The organism is Flavobacterium sp. NRK1, from assembly GCF_024054175.1.
Lineage (GTDB): Bacteria > Bacteroidota > Bacteroidia > Flavobacteriales > Flavobacteriaceae > Flavobacterium.
Window position 1 is genome coordinate 3,478,583 of sequence record NZ_JAMXLA010000001.1, and the last position, 21,026, is coordinate 3,499,608.

The window sequence follows — 21,026 nt, forward strand, 5'->3', positions numbered from 1 at the left end:
ATCAAACAAAACAGCCGCTCTAAGAGCAGCTGTTGATTATTATTATAATTATTTCTTAAGAAGTTCCTGCACGGCTCTTTCTAACTGCTGATCTTCACCTGCATTTGTTTCACCCGGTTCGTTTTTAACTTTAACGTCCGGCTCCAACTGAAAGTTTTCCATTAGTTTACCCTCTTTAACAGTTCTCATACCTATTTGCGGGATGCCAAAAATAGTTTTGCCGTCAATCATTTTTTCCCACCATACGGCAGTACCTGTACCCGGTACAGGCATACCTATAAGTTTACCTATCCCGAGCGCCTGATACGTATATGGAAACATATGTGCATCAGAATAATTACCTTCACTAATAAGCACCACAGATGGCTTTTGCCATTTAAACAATGGTTCCGATCCCATATTTTTTTGTCCTCTCGGCTCAAAGCTCATATAAGGCTTACCACTTAAAAAAGTGGCCAGATCATCATGAAGCCAGCCGCCACCATTAAATCGGGTATCTACAATTAATGCCTCGCGGTCATTATATTTACCTAAAGCTTTTTCAAATACCTCACGGAAACTTTCAGAATTCATCCCTGTTACGTGTACATACCCCAATCTTCCGCCAGAAAGCTTTTCTACATCTTTCTCCCTGTTTTTTACCCATCGCTCATAGGCAAGCCTGTTTTCCTGTCCAAGCGTTATCGGTTCTATAACTTCATTCCAGCGTTTACCTGATTTCGGATTAAAAACAGAAACAAGTATCTTTTTATCAGCCTTTCTGTTTAGGAGGGCATAATAATTTTGTTCAGGGATTATTTTTATATCATCAATTGCTTCAATAATACAACCGTCATTTATTTTTTGCTTCGCTTTTAATAGTGGGCTTTTATCCATTACCTCAGCAATTTTAATACCATCACCTGTATAATTATTATCTATATATATACCTAAAGATGCTGTAGCATCACTATACTTACTTGGTCCGGGCCTATATCTTCCACCTGTATGAGAAGCATTGGCTTCTCCAAGCATTTCACCCAGCAAATCGGCAAAATCTACAGAATTATTTATATAAGGCAGGAATTTGGCATATTCTTTCTTATAAAAATCCCAATCTACTCCATGAAGATCTTCAAGGTAAAATTTCTTTTTAAATTGTCTCCATGCATGTTCAAACATATAACTACGCTCGGCAGTCTGGTTTAATACCATTTCTGAAGAGAAATTTACCGTCTCTTTTTTAGCTTCTTTAATATTTATCTTCAGTATTTTCCCGTCCTTGTCTATAAGAAAAATATTTTCTTCCTTCTTGTCTAATGCAATTCTTGAGTCTTCACTATTAAGATTTACAAACAGCTTTGTCTCTTTTTCCCTGAATTTAGTACGCCAAAGATTAGTACCTTCTTCAAATCGCGTTAAGTAGTAAATATTTTCAGCATCTTTATCTACAACAAAGTCTGATAATCTCGAAGAATGAATCGTAAGTTTCTCTTTACGGTCCTGCAGTCCTTCAAAATCAATTTTTAAAGGTTTTACAGGTTCTCCTTTTTCATCTTCATCAGCTTTGTCCTTGTCTTTATCCTTTTTGTCCGATTTACTATCTTTATCTTTCTCCTCTTTTTTAGCGTCTTCCTGCTCTTTCCAAATCGCATATTCGGCCTTGCTTAACTGAAATTTTTTATGAGCAGCTTCGGTAAGAAATATAGCATAAACATCACTCTCAGAACCCCAGCTGCCGTGGGAACGATAACCATCTTTATCAGAAGCCCAGTACACCATTTCGCCACCCATACCAAATTTAGGCTGCTGGTTATTGTATCCGCTTTGGCTAAGGTTTATAGGCATCTTGCCATCATTAACATTCAAAAGACCTATATCTGTATTCCAGCGTTCGTAAGCAAAATAATTTACTAATAGCCATTTACTATCCGGAGACCAGGTGTAGTACTGATCACCATCACTATAAGAATAATTATATTTTCCTTCTAAAACCGTTCTTACTTTGCCCGATGCCCTGTTAAGTATTCGTATTGTAGTACGTTCTTCTAAAAAAGCTATTTCTTTACCATCGGGAGAATACTGGGCCTGAAATGATTCTTTACCCGAACTTACCACTGTAGTTTCTTTTATTTGAGAAGCATCAAAAAAGTACTTTTCATTTTTATTTACAAGACTGGTTTCATAAATATTCCAGCAGCCATTACGTTCGCCTGCATAAAGCAACTTTCTTCCGTCAGGGCTAAACTCAATATTACGTTCCTGATCAGGCGTATTGGTAATTCTCTTAGTCTGTCCAAATTCAACAGATGTTACAAATACCTCTCCATGAACTATAAAAGCTACTTCTTTGCCATTTGGAGAAACCGAAAACTCTGTAGCATCACTATTAATAGGTTCCATAATCTTTTCATTATAGCGTTCATCACTTTGCAGTACAATAGCTACTTTTTGAGGCTGCCCGCCATCGGTCTGGGTATAAATCTCACCATCCCATATATAGCAAAGGATTCCATTATCCGAACGGCTTAAAAAACGAACAGGGTGTTTTGTAAAATGAGTTATCTGCTGTGCATTATTTTCTTTATTATTTACAAGATCTGCCTTCCATACATTAAAAGTGCCATCCCTTTCACTCAGGAAAAAATAAGAACCATTAGTACCGAAAACAGGATTTCGTTCTTCGACATTACTATCGGTAACGGGATAATATTTATTTTCTTTTATATTGTAAAGCCAAAGATCTCGGGTTACCGAAGATGTCTCATGCTTTCTCCAGGGGTCTTCATATCCTTTTTTATCATGGAAAAACAACCATGTACCATCCGGGCTGTAGTTCGCCATTTCTGCCGGAGTAGAAATAATACGCTTTTCCTGACCTCCTGACCTACTGATTTCATATAATTCAGACAATACACTTGTAGGGAACACCGAAGAGGCAACATCGTCCAGACGGGAAGAAGAAAAAATTACTTTATCACCCGAAGGGGAAAAATCAGTTGGTATATCATCGGTTGATAAATAAGTAAGCCTTTTTGCTACACCACCAACAGATGGTATTACAAAAACATCTTTATTGCCATAGCGCATAGATGAAAAAGCAATTTGCTTGCTGTCGTTACTCCAAACAGGGTCGGCATCATAAGATTCGTGAATGGTAAGCCGCACTGCTTCACCGCCGTTTACAGGTACTTTAAAAATATCGCCCTGATAAGAAAATGCAATCTCTTTTCCATCTGGTGATATAGATGCATTTCTGAGCCATTTGGGTGCTGTGTTAAGCGATTGGGCATACCCGCTAAAAGCGAGAAGCACAATAAAATAAAGGTATTTATTCATGATGATAGATAATTGATGATTAACTACAAATATATATCTTTTATAAAAAGCTGTATATAAATACATTCTTTAATAGATATATTGGTATTTAACCTTTAAGTTTACTAAATACCTTTTCTCAATTTGCAATACTCATCCGGAATAATGATTTTATAAAAACTATTTATAGTACTTTAGTGTCTGAAAAATGCTTGATTCCGAAATGAATAATTTGCAATGACAGGTTAGCCAGGAGGAAATCTTTATAAATATAGCCTGAATTTATCTGCGAAGCTATTTTTTCAAAAAGGTTTGAAATATCAAATCGTTCAAAAGCAGTTAACGGAAATGGCCCATGACCACTTTGATAAAATAAAGGATAATTTTTTAAACTGTCTCTTATCTGTTGCGGAAGCTGATCTTCTTTAACCGAAATAACGATACCATTATCTAAGTCTTCCGGAATTTCACCTGAAGAAGGATCTAACAGTAATAAAGAGCTGTTATCCTTGTTGTTTATAAGGCAGAATGAATACCATCCTGTTTTGTGGATATTCCTGTGCGGTAATGAGTATATGTTATAATGCAGATTATACATGTTACAAATGTATTGCGGCCTATCCTATAAAAACATATTAATATCAAACCATTAATTACTATATTCAAACAAAGCCATACCAAACATAAAGATAATAATTGTTTGAATTTCGCAATCTTTACTTTGCTTTTTGCATATCTTTATAAAGTCTTCGCGACTAATTTTGTAAAACAAAAATTAATCACCCATTTCTTAAAACATTATAAATCATGGCAAAGACAGAAACACTCGAAGATTTATACAAGCAAAAATTCAACTGGATGCCTGAAGGCCTGCAAAAAGACCTCGGTCACTTTAATGTTTTCAGACATGAAGATTGTGTGGGGCCAGGTAAAGAACCCGTAAAATATACACGCAGGGATTATTATAAAATTGCTCTTATAAATGGGCATTATATATACCATTATGCAGACAAAAGTTTAGAAGTTAACGGTGGTACACTTTTGTTTTTCAATCCAACAGTACCTTATACTTTTGAAGCTATTACACCATCTTCTACAGGATTTTTTTGCATTTTTAAAGATGCCTTTTTTAGCGAGCATATGCGTGGCAGCCTTAAAGACCTACCTATGTACATGCCGGGGGCAAGTCCTGCATATTTAGTTAATGTTGAACAGGAAGAATATATTTCGAATGTATTTACAAAAATGATAGATGAAATGAAGGGCGATTATCAATTTAAATTTGACCTGATTCGTAATTATATTATGGAAATGGTTCACTACGCTATTAAAATGCGCCCTACAGAAACACTTTATACCCATATTGATGCTAATTCGCGTATTACATCTGTATTTACAGAATTATTAGAAAGGCAATTTCCAATAGAATCTCCTGCACAGCAGTTTACATTACGAAGTGCAAAAGATTTTGCTAGCCAGCTTAATGTTCATGTTAATCATCTTAACAGGGCCATAAAGCTTACAACGGGCAAAACAACATCAGATCATATATTTGAACGTCTGCTTAGTGAAGCCAAAGCTTTATTACGGCATACCGACTGGAATATATCTGAAATCAGTTATGCCTTAGGTTTTGATGAATCGGCACATTTCAATCATTTCTTTAAAAAGCAAACTAATGCAACACCTTCATCTTTCAGAAGCTAACACATAGTATTATATAAAAACAAAAAAGGACGACTCTATTTAAAGTCGTCCTTTTTCATTTATATAAAGAATTACCAGTTTCTTAAGGTTTCTTAACTGTAATAGTATCTGTAGTTACAGACATTGTGTCTTTAGCACCTGTCTCATCTACTTCTTCCATATCGGAAGTACTGGTATTATCACCATCAGACTCAATTGTTGTTTCGGTTTCAGTAGTTTCGGTAGTTTCTTTTTTACATGAAGTAAAACTAAGAGCTCCTACAAATAATACTGCGACAAGCATACTTTTTAAAAATGTAATTTTCATGATAATGTGAATGTTTAAATTGGTTATAAAAAAAGGCAGCTAAAAGCTGCCATATTTCTTACATAGGTTTAACAACCGTATCAGTCATTGTTGTATCATTTTCTGTACCCGGAGCGTCTATTTCAGTTTCAGAAGTACTAGTGACAGTATCACCGTCCATTGTAGTTTCTGTTTCTGTTTCCGTAGTAGTTTCTGATTTGTCCTTGCAAGATGTAAGGCTAAGTGCACCTACAAGCATAGTAGCCATAAGCATACTTCTTAAAAAATTGATTTTCATGATGTTTCTCTTTTAAAAATGATTAGTTATAATGGCAAAATTAGTTTTTTTACTTTACAAAAGTCTTAAGGTTTTATTAAAAAAATAACATTATTTTTCATTCAATTATTATTTAAGAAAATCGAACTTTTTATCATTAATTTCATGTTCACGCTGCAATGTATTGCGCATACGTTTTAAATGATATTCAGAAATAACCCAGCTCATAGGAAAAGCTGTATCTCTTTTTTCATCTTTTCTTACTGTTTTTTTATAAAGACTAAAGTTTATATATGAGCTGATGATTTCTTTATTAAAATTTTTCCTGAAATATTCTTTTAGAATTTCATTTCCAAAGCCTGTACCTGTATCAGATGTATTCAGCACTGTTAGTAACGGTGTAGCAAGATCATTGGTTAAAGGGTGAATTCTTGCAGACGGTTTTTTCTTGACATCCGAATTGGTTAAATGCAGAATATGGAATGTAAATCTGTCATAAGCAGGGTTGCCCTTTTTCAAATCCAGATAAGCTCTTAATTGCTTAAGGAATTCTAAAGTTGATCCTGCTCCTGAATTATCATAATAACCTCCATCCACAAAATACCTGTCAAATACCTTACCTGCCGGAGAAACATAAGGAAATCGGGAACTTAATACTGCTGCCGTACTGAAGCGTATATCTGTAGCCGGCCTCTTTTTCTTAAGACTGTCTACCAGTTCCAGAACGTCTGTCCTGTACCATTTTAGTGTATCTTTTATTGGTATAATAGGGCTTATAATGCCGGGATAACTATTATCTACCTGTGTGGTATTTATAAAAAGCAAAGGCAATTCTCCCGAAAAATCATATACCTGCGATAGCGGCTTGGAGTAATAATGTGGTATAAGAGTATCATATTTAGGCGAAATATTACCTTTGGCAGGACTTTCTGAAAAGCTTCTCTCCAATGCATCTGCACGATTATCCAGACACAAAGGTATAATGTATTGCAATATATCCGGCCCAAGCAGCCTTGCCAGGGTAAATGTCAGGAAATCTTTTTGAAAGAAACTATCGCTATATTTTCTGTAATTGTGTATGCCATATTCTTTATCTGCTTTTAAAAGGGAATAAAAAGCAGTATTGCCAATTGTGCCGCCTGAAGCCCCTGCAAGGCACAAAATATGTTCTTTAAATGAATTTAAAGAATCTTTTGCGAAACTTTTATCCTGAAGATCGCATAATACACTGCTAGACCACTGCCCTGCCCTTGAAGCTCCGCCATCTGACATAACAATGTATATATCAAATTTTTTATCAGGATTCTTAATATAAGTGCTGTCCTTTCTTATTATCTGCATTCTTCTTAAAAACCAGTCATTAAGATATTTATCAGTCGAAGGCCTTTTAGTGTAGGTAAAGCTTTTATCGGCATTAATAGTGCGGACATGATAAGGATCTATAACTTTACCAACCCAAAATGCCCATATATAAATAAAAAGGAAAAAATTTATCCTTGTTCTTATATTTATCATCGTAATAATATTGGCTACCCCTATAATTATACCCATAGCAAGTAATGCAAAGGCCAGCGATCCCATAAAACAGGATATCACAATAGAAAAGATACCCGAAAGGTACATTGCAATAGCCAGCATAGCAAACCCCGTAAAAAATTTAAACCCCCATTGTTCGGCATTAATAAAGTCTTCCCTTATTTTTAAAAACTTCATTATTTTGGTAATACTATTATCAGGGTAACTCTCATCTTCTTTTCTCTCACGGTCAATTCGTGCTCTTCTTTTTATGAAGAAATAAACTGCAAAACATTCCAGCATAAATAATATCAGCATGTAAATAGCCAGCCAGAAAATGTGCCTGTCAACCCCTTCTGCAACATTGCCACCAGTGCAACGGATTATATAATAAGTAATACATACAATGTAAATAAATGAAAAAGCAATTGACACTATACGTTTCCATGAAGCTGCTCCTTTTTTATAAGACGCATTAAGAAAGAAATAAAAAATATTATGAACCGCAATAAACAACATAAGCCACCATCCGTCAAGGGTAGGAGTTGCTGTGGGTAAACTTATAATTGCAGCCTGAAGGCATACAAAACAGTTAAAAGCGATAATTCTTGGCAGATGTTTCTGCATTCTTGTTGTAAACACTATCAGAGCCTTCCTGTTGGCATCCACAGTATTCATGTCAACAGGATTTTTATCATATTTTTTTTGCTGTTTTATGTAGCTTAGCATCCTGCCGCTGTACCATAATATAACAGCCCAAAGTATACACACAGTAATTGTACATAAGCCTGGAAAGAGATTTTCTCCGGACTGAATAACCACATCAATACCCTGATCTACAACTATTAGAAGATAATATATGGCAATTACAGATAAGATTCCGGCAATGTTTAACCATAACGATTTTAAAAAAACGGAAAGATATTTCATGAAGCAGTAGTAAGTTAAGCTGGATAGATGTTTTAAAAATTTGTTAATTTCAAAGATAAAAATTCTGCTTATTAACCAATTACGGGAAAACCATAAATATTTTTAAGGAAAAATACCAAAAAAAAGACAGCTTTCAGCTGTCTTTTTATAATAAAACAAAGGTTTAATTATCCTTTAAAACCACCATCAATATTAAGGCTTGCACCGGTTATATAACCGGCATCTGGTCCGGCAAGATAGGCAACAAAACCTGCTATCTCCTCTACCTGAGCATAGCGCCCTACAGGTAACTGTGTTCTTAAGAAATCGGCAAAAGGTCCGTTTTCTGGATTCAGGTCGGTATTTACAGGGCCGGGCTGTACGTTATTTATGGTAATTCCCTGCGGACCAAGATCTCTGGATAATCCTGTAGTAAGTCCCTGAATAGCGGCTTTACTTGCTGCATAAATGCCTCCCCCTTCAAATGGCACACGGGTAGCATTGGTGCTACCTATAGTAATAATACGGCCACCACTTACCATGTGTTTTACTGCGGCTTTAATAGCTACAAATACCGCTCTTACATTAATATCAAATGTTTTGTCGAAATCTTCCAGCGTGAAAGTATCAATAGGTCCCATAATACCTATACCGGCATTGTTTACCAATATATCTATTTTACCAAATTTTGCTGCTGTAGCTTCTACCGCTGCTTCAACAGATTGCGCATTGGCACTATCGGCCTGAATGGCAAAAGCTTTACGCCCTAACGATTCAATTTCTTTTACAAGAGCTTCTGAATTCTCTTTTCCTGATACGTAAGTAAAAGCTACGTCTGCGCCTTCCTCAGCTAATTTCCTTACAATTCCGGCTCCTATTCCACGGCTGCCGCCTGTTACTAAAGCTATTTTATTTACTAATGTTGACATAATAATAAGTATTAAAATTATTTATAAATCTGTTTTTAAAGAAGAACCTGTTCATTGGTTTTTCTGTTACAAAGTTGCAACAGAAGCTCACCTCAGAACATTGATCTTAAGCAGAAAAAACTATTGACCTATATCAACAAAAAATGACAAAAAAAACTCCTGATGATCTCAGGAGTTACAACACACTATATATAGTTATTAAATATTATTTTTTAGCCGAATGATTGCGTACACGACTGAGGGTTTCGGGCGAAAGCCCAAGATAAGCCGCTATCATGTGCTGTGGTATACGATTTATAATATCCGGATACATTTTAATGAACTCATTATATTTCTCTTCTGCAGTATAACTATTGCCCATATGAATACGGTTTTGTAAAACAACAAAGCTGCGTTCAAGCAACATACGCTGAAAAGTATTATAGGCTGGTATAGCTTCAAGCAGTGTTTCAAAATCTCCTTTTGGTATTAATATAATCTCACTATCTTCCAATGCCTCAATATTAAATTTTGCAGGTTCTTCATATACATAACTTTGTCTGTCACCTGCCCACCAATTTTCGGGGGAGAACTGAAAAATATGCTCCTGCCCTTTTTCATCTACCCTAAAAGTTCTAACCAAACCTTTAGATACAAACGCATTATAACGCCAGATATCGCCTTCCTGCAGAAGGTATTGTTTACGTCGCAGCTTTTTAAGCCGGCATACCTGTTCTACCATTATAATTTGTTCAGGGGTAAGTTCAATTTTATCCGTTAAATAGGTAATGAAATTATCAAACATATATTATCTGTAATTTATACGTAAAGGTATTTAAAATATAAATATGCTTTCAAAATACAAATTAACTAAATATCGTGGTTTCTTGTTGCCCGAAACACATCTAAATAAATGAAAATAAGATAATTAATAATTTAGGAATAGCTATTGCCTGGTAAAGTTCATGTGTTTTTTCTTGTCCCAGTTCAATGCACAGAATAGCAATCAGAAGTAATTTTACATTATCAAATTAAAACATTACAATCATGGAAAATACAATTTTAGGCATTCACCATATTACTGCAATTGCAGGAGATGCTAAACGCAACTTTAATTTTTATGCAAATATTTTAGGCATACGTTTTATTAAAAAAACGGTGAACTTTGACGACCCCGGTACTTATCACTTTTACTTTGGAGACGAAATAGGAAGTGCAGGTACAATACTTACTTTTTTCCCTTGGGGAGAAGGCATACCACAAGGCAGAAGAGGTGCCGGAATGGCAACAGAAATTGGATACTCTGTACCTAAAGGAAGTCTTGAGTTCTGGATTGAACGTTTTGAAAAATACAATGTTATATACAATAAACCAGCAGAGAAATTTGGCGAAAGATATTTAACCTTTCTTGATCCGGACGGACTAAAATTGGAGCTTATTGAAAAAAATACACCTGATACACGTAAACCGTGGGAAACTGATGAGATTAAAGCAGAGCATGCTACAAGAGGTTTTCATAATGTAACACTAACACTTAACAGTATTAAAGGTACTGCTTCTGTGTTAACCGATATATTTGGATATAAACTTATCTCTCAGGAAAGTAACAGGTATCGTTATGCTACAGATACTGTAGAAAACGCAGCTATAGTAGATCTTGTGGAAATAGCATCTGAAAAACACGGGCATGTAGCCAACGGAACAGTACACCATGTAGCTTTCCGGGTTAAAAATGATGAAATATTAATGCACTTCCGTGAAAAAGTTGCTGCAGCAGGTTTAAACATAACTCCGCAAATAGACAGGCAATATTTCCATTCATTGTATTTCAGGGAACCGGGTGGGGTTTTATTTGAAATAGCAACCGATAATCCCGGCTTTACAGTTGATGAAGCTCTTGAAGACTTAGGTAAAGGTCTTAAACTGCCTGCTCAATATGAATCACGCCGAAGCGATATTGAAGCACATTTAGTACCAATAAATTAAATAATTTAATACTATGGATTTTCAACCATTAAAATATATTTACAAAGCATCGGGCAAACCCGGTGCTTATACCCTCCTGCTGCTTCATGGTACAGGCGGAAACGAAAATGATCTTTTGCCTTTAGCTTCTAAATTTGGAGATGATCTAAATATACTAAGCGTACGAGGCAATGTAAGCGAAAACGGAATGCCCCGCTTTTTTAAAAGGCTTGGTATGGGTGTTTTTGACGAAAAGGATCTTGATTTCAGAACCGATGAACTTATTGAGTTTATAAAATCTGTAGCTGTTACGGAAGGTTTTGATAGCAGTAAGGTTATTGCACTAGGCTACTCAAACGGGGCAAATATAGCAGGAGCAGCATTGGTTAAATATCCCGATTTTTTAGCCGGGGCAGTACTATACCGGCCAATGCAGCCTTTTACTAAAATTGATGATTCACCGTCAACTCAAATGTGCAAACCTGTATTTTTTAGTTCTGGCAAAGCAGATCCTACAATAGAACCTTTTGCTACACCAAAATATGTACAACTTTTAAAGGACAGAGGTTTTAAAGTAGATTTTCATGATTTACCAACAGGACATAACCTTACTTTAGAAGATGTTAATCTTTCAAAAGAATGGCTGGCTGAAAATTTTAAATAATTAAATCCTTTGCTTAAAAATGGAATACAGGCAATTTTAATTTATGCTAAAAGGTGTGGTTAATATAACTGCACCTTTTTTACACGTAAAAAATAACTAACTTTAACTTACCATAAAATATACATATCATGTCAAACATTGGACTTATAATTGAAGAACGCCCAAGCGATATTGGTAATTTTTTAGTTGGCAGATTACTGCCTTTTAAAGAAAAAAGAACCGTAGGTCCTTTTGCTTTTATAGATCACATGGGGCCTGCCCTGCTTAATGATCATGAAAATTTAGATGTAGGTCCGCATCCGCATATTGGACTTTCAACACTTACCTATCTTTTTGAAGGAAGTATAATGCACCGCGATAGCCTGGGTACAGAAGTTGAAATTAAACCGGGTCAGGTAAACTGGATGACTTCGGGTAAAGGAATAGTACATTCTGAACGCACGCCGGAATATCTGCGAAAGTCTGATAAATCGTTGCACGGACTTCAAATATGGGTGGCGCTGCCTAAACATCTTGAACAAATGGAGCCTTCTTTCGCACATATTGAAGAAAACAGTATGCCAACATGGAAAATAGGAAATGTATCTGCTAAACTTATTGCAGGAGAGGCTTTCGGTAAAAAATCTGATGTACCTGTATATAGCCCATTGTATTTTATAGAACTAAAAAGTACAGGAAAAGAAAAACTCCAGATTGGTAAAGATCTATATGGAGAAAGCGGACTTTATATTCTTGAAGGCAGTATTGAAAGTGATGGCAATACTTTTTCAACCAAGCAATTGCTTGTTGCAAAAGATGCATCATTATGTGAATTTACCATGAATGAAAATACAACCGTATATATTTTTGGAGGTACTCCGTTTGAAGAACCAAGACATATCTACTGGAATTTTGTTGCTTCTACTCCCGAGTTAATAGAAGATGCAAAAAAACGCTGGACGGAACAAACTTTCCCTAAAATTCCGGGAGAAACCGGGTTTGTACCTCTGCCTTCACAAAACCCTAATTTTAATATTAAAAAATAAGAAAAATAATGGAAATAAAACATTCTGACGACGGGGATAAAGGCTACTTTAGTGCTAAAGAAGGCGAAGTGAAAGCCGGATTAATGACATATGTATGGGCGGGTAATGATAAATTCATAATAGACCATACAGAAGGCAATCCTGACTTTAAAGGTATTGGTAAAAAATTGCTTGATGCAGCAGTAAACTATGCGCGGGAAAACAATAAGAAGATTATTCCGTTATGCCCTTTCGCTAAAAAAATGTTCGATCGTTATGAAGAGTTACATGATGTGCTTTCGGCATAAAGTATTGTAATTTAGCATAATATTAAAACATTCATCAGGAAGTTTAATTACCTTTAAAAGTATAAACCATACCTAATGATTTTTTTAGTACTCATAAATGCGTCTGTTTTTATTATGTTATCGTTTGTGCATGTTTACTGGGCAATGATTAATAATGAAGATATGCGCGGTGTATTACCAACCGACACTAATGGTAAAGAAGTTTTTCAGCCCGGTGTTATTGGTACTTTTGCTATAGCAGCATTTTTAGGCATATGTGCTTTTATAACTATAGGAAACCTTGGCATATATGAATCTTTTATAAATCACAGCATCATTACATATGGCACTATACTGATTGGCTTTTTATTCATAGTAAGAGCAATAGGAGATTTTAAATATGCAGGTTTCTTTAAAAGAATAAAAGGCACCTGTTTTTCAGCAAATGATACCCGATATTACTCACCCCTATGCCTTTTTGTTGGTGTTTGTAATATTATTATAGCTTTTATATAAATTGAAAAGAGCAATCGGTACCAATTGCTCTTTCAAGGTTAAGGGAAGAAAGATAACCTTTGAATGCTCTTCCCGATAATCCTTATTTCATGGAAGCCATGTCAATTACAAACCTATATTTAACATCGCTTTTATTCATTCGGTCGTATGCTTCATTAATATAATCCATATCTATTACTTCAACATCAGCTGTAATATTATGTTCAGCACAATAATCAAGCATTTCCTGAGTTTCTTTAATCCCGCCTATAAGGCTGCCCATTATACTTCTCCTTTTAAATATAAGGGTAAATGCCTGTAAAGGTTCGCCTGCAGGAGGCGCTCCAACAATAATCATAGTACCGTTTTTCTTTAAAAGATTAAGGTAAGTATTGTAATCATGCTTAGCAGATACTGTATTCAGAATAAAATCGAAACTATTGGCCAAAGAATCCATAGTTGCAGGATCTGTAGTAAGTGCAAAATGGTGTGCTCCCAATGCCTTTGCATCAGCTTCTTTAGATGGTGATGTACTAAGCATAGTAACTTCTGCCCCAAAAGAAGCAGCAAATTTAACCGCCATGTGACCAAGACCGCCAAGGCCTAATACAGCAACTTTGTGTCCTTTACCTACTTTAAGATAGCGTAATGGTGAGTAGGTTGTAATACCTGCACATAATAAAGGGGCAACTCCTTTTAAGTCAAGTTTATCAGATACATGAAGTACATAATCCTGATCTACAGTTATGGTAGTAGAATAGCCTCCGTATGTAGGAGTAGTTGTGCCTCTTTCATAACTGTTATAAGTACCGGTCATACCTTCATCACAAAACTGTTCTTCACCTTCAATACAGCTCTGGCATTTACGGCACGAATCTACAAAACATCCTACACCAGCTAACTCACCAACTTCAAACTTGGTAACATTTTCGCCCGTTTTAATAATTTTACCAACAATTTCGTGCCCCGGAACAAGAGGATATATTGCAGGTCCCCAGTCTCCTTTAGCGGTATGAATATCAGAGTGGCAAACACCACTGTATAATATCTCTATTTGTACTTGGTTTGCACCAACTTCTTTACGTTCAAATTCAAAAGGCCTTAATGGTGTTTCCGCATCATAGGCCGCAAAAGCTTTTACCTGAATCATGTTTTTAGAGGTTTTTGGTTATTATTTTAATTTTTAATCAAGTGTTTCAGTTTTTCTGCAAGTTCACGTCTGTACGTAATACCAATTGGTATAGGGTTACGTTTTATAACAACGTGGTCTTTCATTACTTCGTCAACTTTATTCAAAGCTATAATATATGATTTATGCGCTCTCATAAACTGAGATGAGGGCAGCATTTTTTCAAGATCATTGGTTGTTACGGTAGCTAAATAATTCCTTTTTGGAGTAAAAATTTTTACGTAGTTGCCATAACTTTGGGCGTACAAAATACTGCTTACTTCTATTTCAATAGTATCACTATCTACCTTAACATGTATGCTGCCGGTTTCTTCCTGATGATCCTCTCCCTGCCTGGTTGCTTCAATTTCAAAAAAACGATCTAAAGCTTTTACAAAACGAGGATAATAAATAGGTTTTAGCAAATAGTCTAATACTCCATATTCATAACTTTCAAGAGCAAATTCGCTATAAGCAGTAGTAAGTATTGTTCGTGGCGGATTAGCAAGTTTTTGAAGCATCTCTATCCCTGATATTTCAGGCATATCAATATCCAAAAACATAAGGTCAACATCGTTGCTTTCAAGATATTCCATAGCTTCAAGACCGTTATATCCCTGAAAAACAAGTTCCAGAGACGGATTTTGTTTTATATAGTTAGCCAGCACATAATGTGCCGCAGGTTCATCGTCTATAATAATACATTTTTTAACGAACTGGCTCATACCTTTTTAACTGCAATTGTAAATTTACGGTATAAATATCGGTTTGTTCTATATCAAGAGTATAATTACTTCCGTATAAAAGTCTTAATCTTTCTTTAGTGTTTTTAATGCCTATTTTTGTAGAAACAACTTCATTCTTCTTTTCAGGAATTGAGTTTCTTACAACAAGTTCCAACTTACCATTGGTAACAGTAACATCTACATCAACAAAACATTTTTCTATAGTACAGGTACCATGCTTAAAGGCATTTTCGATAAAACTTATAAGCAGCATTGGAGGTATTTTGTAACTATTAGGATCATCAACCTCACTATTAAAACTTATGTTACAGCGATACCCTACTCTTTCTTTTTCAAGCTCAATATAGCTGCTTATAAAGCTTATTTCATCCTCAAGGGCTACACATTGCCTTTCATTACTCTCCAACTGATAGCGCATAAGCTGAGATACATGCATAATAAGTTCGGGAGTACGTTGAGGATATTGAAGGCTTATACCATAAAGAGTATTAAAGGTATTAAACAAAAAATGAGGGTTTAATTGTTCTCTTAATGAGTTAAGTTGAGCCTGGTTATACAAAAGCTTTTCCTGATCCAGATCTTTACGGTCACGATAAAACTTAAGTATCATGTGTACAGACAATATACAAATAAGCGTAGCTACAAGTGTAGCTGCCTGAAAAATATAGCTTTTTTGCTCGGACGATTTATAGAGAAAACAGTTTTTATATATCCATAATGTTGTTACCTGATACATAATTATCGAGAAAACAAATATTAAAACACCTGTTAACAGTATGTATAATAATGCCTTATGTTTTTTTAGTAAAAACGGTAACAAAAAATACCTGTTTAGCTGCGCATGCAGATACAGCATAAGAAAATAGGCACAGCCCGACCAAATGCCACGCCATGACTTTATAAGTATCCAGTCGTTAAGCGTAAAAAGTATAAAAGAGAATGCAAGTATAAAAAACTCCTGCGACCATTTGTTCTCAATTATATTACTGAAAATCTTCTTCATCAATTTACATTTCTTATTGCAAAGTAAGCATATATATCTATAACTGTAACAATTTGTATGACGAATTCAATTCATCATTTATTATCAGTTTGTGCCAAAAGTGCGTTTTACCTTTGCCAATAATTTAACAAAATTATCTTACTCTATAAATTCACTTATTTCAATGCACTTAAAAAAATTAACACTGTTACTGCTCTTCGGTTCAGTTACAGGTTTTGGTCAAACACATCTTTCCCTCAGGGAAGCAATAGATAAAGGTGTGGCTAACTATGGCATGGTAAAAGCCAAAGGCAGTTATGCCAAAGCTGCACAGGAAACAGTAAAACAATCTAAGCGCGACTATTTACCTAACCTCAATTTATCTGCACAGCAGGATTATGGTACTGTAAACGGACAAAACGGGCCTCTTTACGGTTTTGGAGGATTAGGGGTTGCTTCGTCAGGGCTTCCTTTGGCAGAACAAAACTGGAATGCAGCATTCGGAGCCTTATATCTGGTTAATATGAACTGGGATTTCTTCACCTTCGGGAGAATGAAACAGCGTATTAACATTGCGAAAGCTGATGCCGAAAAACAACAGAAAGATTTTGAACAGGAGCAGTTTCAGCAAAAGATAAAAATAGCAGGTGCTTATCTTAATCTTTTAGCGAGCCAGCGTTTGGAAAAATCGCAAATAAAAAATTTAGACCGCGCACAGGTTGTACTTAATAATGCTGCAATAAGAGTTAAAAACGGCTTGCTTCCGGGTGTAGATTCTACGCTTGCCTCTGCCGAAGTATCACGTGCCAAAATAGCTCTTAACCAAATAAGAGAACAGGTAAAACTACAAAACAATAAACTGGTAGAACTTTTGGGTGTAGAACCAGCAGATTATAAAGTTGACACCACGTTTGTTGCTACAGTACCCAAAGCTGTTTTAACAGGGGAAATGCAATCGGATAGCCTGAACAATCCTGTTCGCCAGTTTTACAAAAGCCGTATAGCTTTAAGTAATAACCAATTAAGCCTTTACAAAAAAGAATACTATCCTACTTTTAGCTTCTTTGGAGTGTATCAGGCAAGGGGTTCTGGATTTAACAGCAATTATGCTACAGATCAGACTTCATTCTCCAAAAATTATGTTGACGGAATAGATCCTACACGACAAAACTATCTGCTGGGTATAGGTATGACATGGAATTTAACCTCTATAGCACGCTCATCTAAAAAAGTAAGTGCACAAAAGTTCATATCGCAGGGATTAGAAGAAGAATATAAAGCCATAGACCTACAGCTCAAAGCACAGGAAGATGCCGCAAATGCGCGTATGGATTTTGCTATGCAAAACTATAAAGAAGCTCCAAGACAGGTTCGTGCTGCACAGCAGGCATACCTGCAGCGCACAACATTATATAATAACGGCCTTACCAATCTTGTAGATGTTACACAGGCACTTTATACATTAAACCGTGCAGAAACAGATCGCGATATTATATATACCAACGTATGGCAGGCTTTATTAATGAAAGCAGCAGCTACAGGCGATTTTAATCTTTTTATCAACGAATTTTAATATTTATTAAATAATGAATTTAATACGTTTTGCACTTCGCAAACCCATATCGATACTGGTACTGGTAGCCGGACTGTTCTTTTTCGGGATAGGTGCCGTGCGCACCATTAAGGTAGATATATTACCGGAAATGAATTTGCCTGTAATATATCTGGCACACCCCTTTAATGGTTATACTCCGGATCAAATGGAATCGTATTTCGCTAAGAACTACGTAAATATTATGCTTTTTGCCAATGGCGTAAAAAGTATTGAAACAAAAAACTTACAGGGCCTTATGCTCATGAAAGTTACCTATTATGAAGGTACAAACATGGCACAGGCAGCTGCAGAAATGAGTGCGCTTACAAACCGTATACAGGCCATATTTCCGCCAGGGTCACAACCGCCGTTTGTAATACGTTTTGATGCTTCATCAATGCCTGTAGGTCAGCTTGTATTAAGCAGTAAAATAAGAAGCAATAACGAACTGCAGGATTTGGCCAATGTTTATGTGCGTTCCTCTTTTACAAATATTCCCGGATTATTATCTCCTGCACCTTTTGGCGGCAGCCCGCGAGCTATAGAAATTAATATAGACCCTGCAAAACTTAACTCCTTCAACTTAACGCCGGATCAGATTGTAGAAGCCATAAGGCTTAACAACCAAACGGCCCCTTCCGGGAATGTTCGTATAGGAGATAAAAACTACCTTACTCCTACTAACAATACTATTCACGGTATAAAAGATTTTGAAAAAATACCCCTGTTTAAAGGAGGCGTACAAAATCTTTATCTGGGTGATGTTGCTACCGTTAAAGATGGAGCTGACGTTACCAATGGTTATGCTCTTGTAAACGGCAAACGCTCGGTATATATCAGTATAGCAAAAGCCGGAGATGCATCTACCTGGGATGTGGTTAAAAACCTGAAAAAAAATCTCCCTAAAATTCAGAGTACTTTGCCTCCTGATGTATCAGTATCTTACGAGTTTGACCAGTCGGTATATGTTATAAACTCAGTAAAAAGTTTAATTACCGAAGGGGCTATTGGGGCTGTACTTACCGGACTAATGGTAATTTTATTTTTAGGAGACAGAAGAGCTGCACTTATTGTAATACTTACTATTCCTATTTCCATAATATCGGGAGTTTTATTCCTTAAATTATTCGGACAGACTATTAACCTGATGTCATTAAGCGGCTTGGCACTTGCTATTGGTATATTGGTTGATGAAAGTACAGTAACCATAGAAAATATCCACCAGCACCTCGATATGGGAAAACCAAAAGCCCTCGCAATATGGGATGCCTGTAAAGAGATAGCACTTCCAAAATTACTTATTTTATTATGTATTCTTGCGGTATTTGCTCCGGCCTTTACAATGGCAGGTATTCCGGGTTCATTATTCCTTCCCTTAGCAATGGCTATTGGTTTCTCAATGATCATTTCGTTCCTGCTTTCACAAACTTTTGTACCTGTTATGGCAAACTGGGTAATGAAAACTACAGGGCATGGTAAAACACATGAAGAAGCAGGTTTAGAACATCATGAGTATGCTCATAAAAATGATTTTGCTGAAAGGAACGACTATAATAATGATGGAAAACTAAGTGGTTTTGAAAAATTCAGACTGCGTTTTATGAAACTTATAGATCGTTTATTACCAAATCGTAAGTTTATAGGTATTGCTTATCTTATAATTATATCAGGATTAGCAGTCCTATTCCTAAATGTAATCGGACAGGATGTATTTCCTAAAGTAAACAGCAGTCAGTTTCAGCTGCGTATGCGTGCTCCAAGCGGAATGCGTATAGAGCGCACCGAAGAAAAAGCACTTAGAGTACTTAAAGAAATAGAAAGAACTGTAGGCAAAGAGCATATAGGTATATCTTCAGTATATGTTGGTACTCACCCCTCTTTATATTCAGTATCGCCTATCTATCTGTTTATGGCAGGACCTCATGAGGCAGTATTTCAGATAGCATTGAAAGATTACCATACCGATATGGATGATTTTAAAGACCTGCTTCGCAAAAATATTTCTAAAATTGAGCCTGATGTTAAACTTTCGTTTGAACCAATAGAACTTACCGACAAAGTGCTTAGTCAGGGTTCACCAACACCGGTTGAAATACGCTTTGCGGGTAAAAACAAAAAGGTAAATGAACAGTATGCCAATAAACTTATGGCAGAACTTAAAAAGAAAGATTATTTCCGTGATATTCAAATAGCCCAGCCAATACACTACCCTGCACTTAATATTGAAATTGACCGTGTAAGGGCAGCGCAATTGGGTGTAGATATGAGCGATATTTCGCGATCATTAATTGCCAGTACCTCATCTTCACGATATACAGAGAAGAACACGTGGATCGATGAAAAAATTGGTTTGTCTTATAGTGTACAGGTTCAGGTGCCATTAGATAAAATGAGTAGTGAAGAGGATATCAAAAATATTCCATTGCTAAAAAATTCTGTACGCCCTGTGTTAGGTGATGTAGCAACTATAACACATGCAGAAACCCATGGAGAAAATGACAACCTTGGTGCTATGCCATATATTTCGGTAACAGCCAATATAAACCATACCGACCTGGGTACCGCTACAAAAGATGTTAAGGCAGCAGTGGCTGGTCTTGGAGAATTACCAAGAGGACTTTTTGTTGAACCAATAGGCCTCAGCAAAGTATTAGAAGAAACAATGGGCAGTCTTGAAATGGGATTATTAGTAGCTGTAGTAGTTATTTTCCTTATGCTATCGGCAAACTTTCAGTCTTTCAGAGTTTCACTTGTTATACTTACCGCTGTACCCGCTGTAGTTTTAGGATCGTTATTACTGCTTTTAGCAACCGGCTCTACTCTTAACTTACAATCTTATATGGGAATTATCATGTCGGTCGGTGTATCTATAGCAAATGCCGTTTTACTGGTTACAAATGCAGAACAGCTCCGTAAAGAAAACGGTGGCAATGCACTTAAAGCAGCACGCGAAGCGGCATCTATACGCCTTCGTCCAATTATAATGACAAGTGTAGCAATGATAGCCGGTATGCTGCCAATGGCTATTGGCCACGGAGAAAGTGGCGAACAGGTATCACCATTAGGACGTGCAGTTATTGGCGGATTATTATTTTCAACCTTTACTGTATTAGTTATACTACCTGTTATTTTTGCATGGGCTCAAGGTAAAGCAACTATACAATCTCCATCATTAGACCCTGAAGACGAACACAGCAAACATTATGTACATACACATTAATA

General features: G+C 36.1%; 18 protein-coding genes. 8 read left to right on the forward strand and 10 right to left on the reverse strand.

Annotation, left to right across the window (positions count from 1 at the left end):
- Nucleotides 1-48: 48 nt before the first annotated feature.
- Nucleotides 49-3,318, reverse strand: a complete 3,270-nt coding sequence (locus NHE85_RS16000) for a S41 family peptidase (RefSeq protein WP_252813144.1) — start codon at nucleotides 3,316-3,318, stop codon at nucleotides 49-51.
- A 163-nt stretch (nucleotides 3,319-3,481) separates the two neighbouring features.
- On the reverse strand, nucleotides 3,482-3,895 hold the full coding sequence (locus NHE85_RS16005; protein ID WP_252813145.1) for a hypothetical protein: 414 nt from the start codon (nucleotides 3,893-3,895) through the stop codon (nucleotides 3,482-3,484).
- 209 nt (nucleotides 3,896-4,104) lie between these two features.
- On the opposite strand from NHE85_RS16005, the gene NHE85_RS16010 reads away from it, so the two are divergent.
- Entirely contained in the window at nucleotides 4,105-5,004 is a 900-nt protein-coding gene (locus NHE85_RS16010; protein WP_252813146.1) for an AraC family transcriptional regulator, read from the forward strand.
- Between the two features lie 82 nt (nucleotides 5,005-5,086).
- On the opposite strand, the gene NHE85_RS16015 is transcribed toward NHE85_RS16010, so the two are convergent.
- From NHE85_RS16015 to NHE85_RS16035, 5 genes are all read right to left on the reverse strand, one after another.
- Nucleotides 5,087-5,311, reverse strand: coding sequence for a hypothetical protein (locus NHE85_RS16015; RefSeq protein WP_252813147.1), 225 nt, complete (start codon nucleotides 5,309-5,311; stop codon nucleotides 5,087-5,089).
- Nucleotides 5,312-5,369: 58 nt separating this feature from the next.
- On the reverse strand, nucleotides 5,370-5,588 hold the full coding sequence (locus tag NHE85_RS16020) for a hypothetical protein (RefSeq protein ID WP_252813148.1): 219 nt from the start codon (nucleotides 5,586-5,588) through the stop codon (nucleotides 5,370-5,372).
- A 108-nt stretch (nucleotides 5,589-5,696) separates the two neighbouring features.
- Nucleotides 5,697-8,012 carry a hypothetical protein gene (locus NHE85_RS16025; protein ID WP_252813149.1) on the reverse strand — a complete coding sequence of 772 codons (2,316 nt, stop codon included), beginning with the start codon at nucleotides 8,010-8,012 and terminating at the stop codon, nucleotides 5,697-5,699.
- Nucleotides 8,013-8,179: 167 nt separating this feature from the next.
- Complete coding sequence (locus NHE85_RS16030; protein ID WP_252813150.1) at nucleotides 8,180-8,920, reverse strand: SDR family oxidoreductase; 741 nt, start codon at nucleotides 8,918-8,920, stop codon at nucleotides 8,180-8,182.
- Nucleotides 8,921-9,125: 205 nt separating this feature from the next.
- Nucleotides 9,126-9,704 (reverse strand): Crp/Fnr family transcriptional regulator, encoded by a 579-nt coding sequence (locus NHE85_RS16035; RefSeq protein ID WP_252813151.1) that lies wholly within the window; start codon nucleotides 9,702-9,704, stop codon nucleotides 9,126-9,128.
- A gap of 242 nt (nucleotides 9,705-9,946) precedes the next feature.
- On the opposite strand from NHE85_RS16035, the gene NHE85_RS16040 reads away from it, so the two are divergent.
- The 5 genes from NHE85_RS16040 (at nucleotide 9,947) to NHE85_RS16060 (ending at nucleotide 13,335) form a co-directional block, all read left to right on the forward strand.
- Nucleotides 9,947-10,885 (forward strand): ring-cleaving dioxygenase, encoded by a 939-nt coding sequence (locus tag NHE85_RS16040; RefSeq protein ID WP_252813152.1) that lies wholly within the window; start codon nucleotides 9,947-9,949, stop codon nucleotides 10,883-10,885.
- A gap of 13 nt (nucleotides 10,886-10,898) precedes the next feature.
- Nucleotides 10,899-11,528, forward strand: a complete 630-nt coding sequence (locus tag NHE85_RS16045) for an alpha/beta hydrolase (RefSeq protein WP_252813153.1) — start codon at nucleotides 10,899-10,901, stop codon at nucleotides 11,526-11,528.
- Nucleotides 11,529-11,656: 128 nt separating this feature from the next.
- Complete coding sequence (locus NHE85_RS16050) at nucleotides 11,657-12,553, forward strand: pirin family protein (protein WP_252813154.1); 897 nt, start codon at nucleotides 11,657-11,659, stop codon at nucleotides 12,551-12,553.
- Between the two features lie 8 nt (nucleotides 12,554-12,561).
- Nucleotides 12,562-12,840 carry a GNAT family N-acetyltransferase gene (locus tag NHE85_RS16055; RefSeq protein WP_252813155.1) on the forward strand — a complete coding sequence of 93 codons (279 nt, stop codon included), beginning with the start codon at nucleotides 12,562-12,564 and terminating at the stop codon, nucleotides 12,838-12,840.
- 75 nt (nucleotides 12,841-12,915) lie between these two features.
- Nucleotides 12,916-13,335 (forward strand): DUF3995 domain-containing protein, encoded by a 420-nt coding sequence (locus NHE85_RS16060; RefSeq protein ID WP_252813156.1) that lies wholly within the window; start codon nucleotides 12,916-12,918, stop codon nucleotides 13,333-13,335.
- An 82-nt stretch (nucleotides 13,336-13,417) separates the two neighbouring features.
- Here NHE85_RS16060 and NHE85_RS16065 read toward each other — a convergent pair whose 3' ends face one another.
- From NHE85_RS16065 to NHE85_RS16075, 3 genes are read right to left on the reverse strand one after another with little or no spacing between them, the layout of a single operon-like run.
- Nucleotides 13,418-14,464, reverse strand: coding sequence for an NAD(P)-dependent alcohol dehydrogenase (locus NHE85_RS16065; RefSeq protein ID WP_252813157.1), 1,047 nt, complete (start codon nucleotides 14,462-14,464; stop codon nucleotides 13,418-13,420).
- A gap of 26 nt (nucleotides 14,465-14,490) precedes the next feature.
- Complete coding sequence (locus tag NHE85_RS16070; protein ID WP_252813158.1) at nucleotides 14,491-15,207, reverse strand: LytTR family DNA-binding domain-containing protein; 717 nt, start codon at nucleotides 15,205-15,207, stop codon at nucleotides 14,491-14,493.
- A complete protein-coding gene (locus tag NHE85_RS16075) occupies nucleotides 15,191-16,231 on the reverse strand; it encodes a sensor histidine kinase (protein WP_252813159.1) in 1,041 nt (346 codons plus the stop codon). Before NHE85_RS16075 ends, NHE85_RS16070 begins: the two co-directional genes overlap by 17 nt.
- A gap of 163 nt (nucleotides 16,232-16,394) precedes the next feature.
- Between NHE85_RS16075 and NHE85_RS16080 the strand changes: the two genes are divergently transcribed.
- Nucleotides 16,395-17,783 carry a TolC family protein gene (locus tag NHE85_RS16080; protein WP_252813160.1) on the forward strand — a complete coding sequence of 463 codons (1,389 nt, stop codon included), beginning with the start codon at nucleotides 16,395-16,397 and terminating at the stop codon, nucleotides 17,781-17,783.
- Nucleotides 17,784-17,796: 13 nt separating this feature from the next.
- Entirely contained in the window at nucleotides 17,797-21,024 is a 3,228-nt protein-coding gene (locus NHE85_RS16085; RefSeq protein ID WP_252813161.1) for an efflux RND transporter permease subunit, read from the forward strand.
- Nucleotides 21,025-21,026 lie beyond the last annotated feature (2 nt).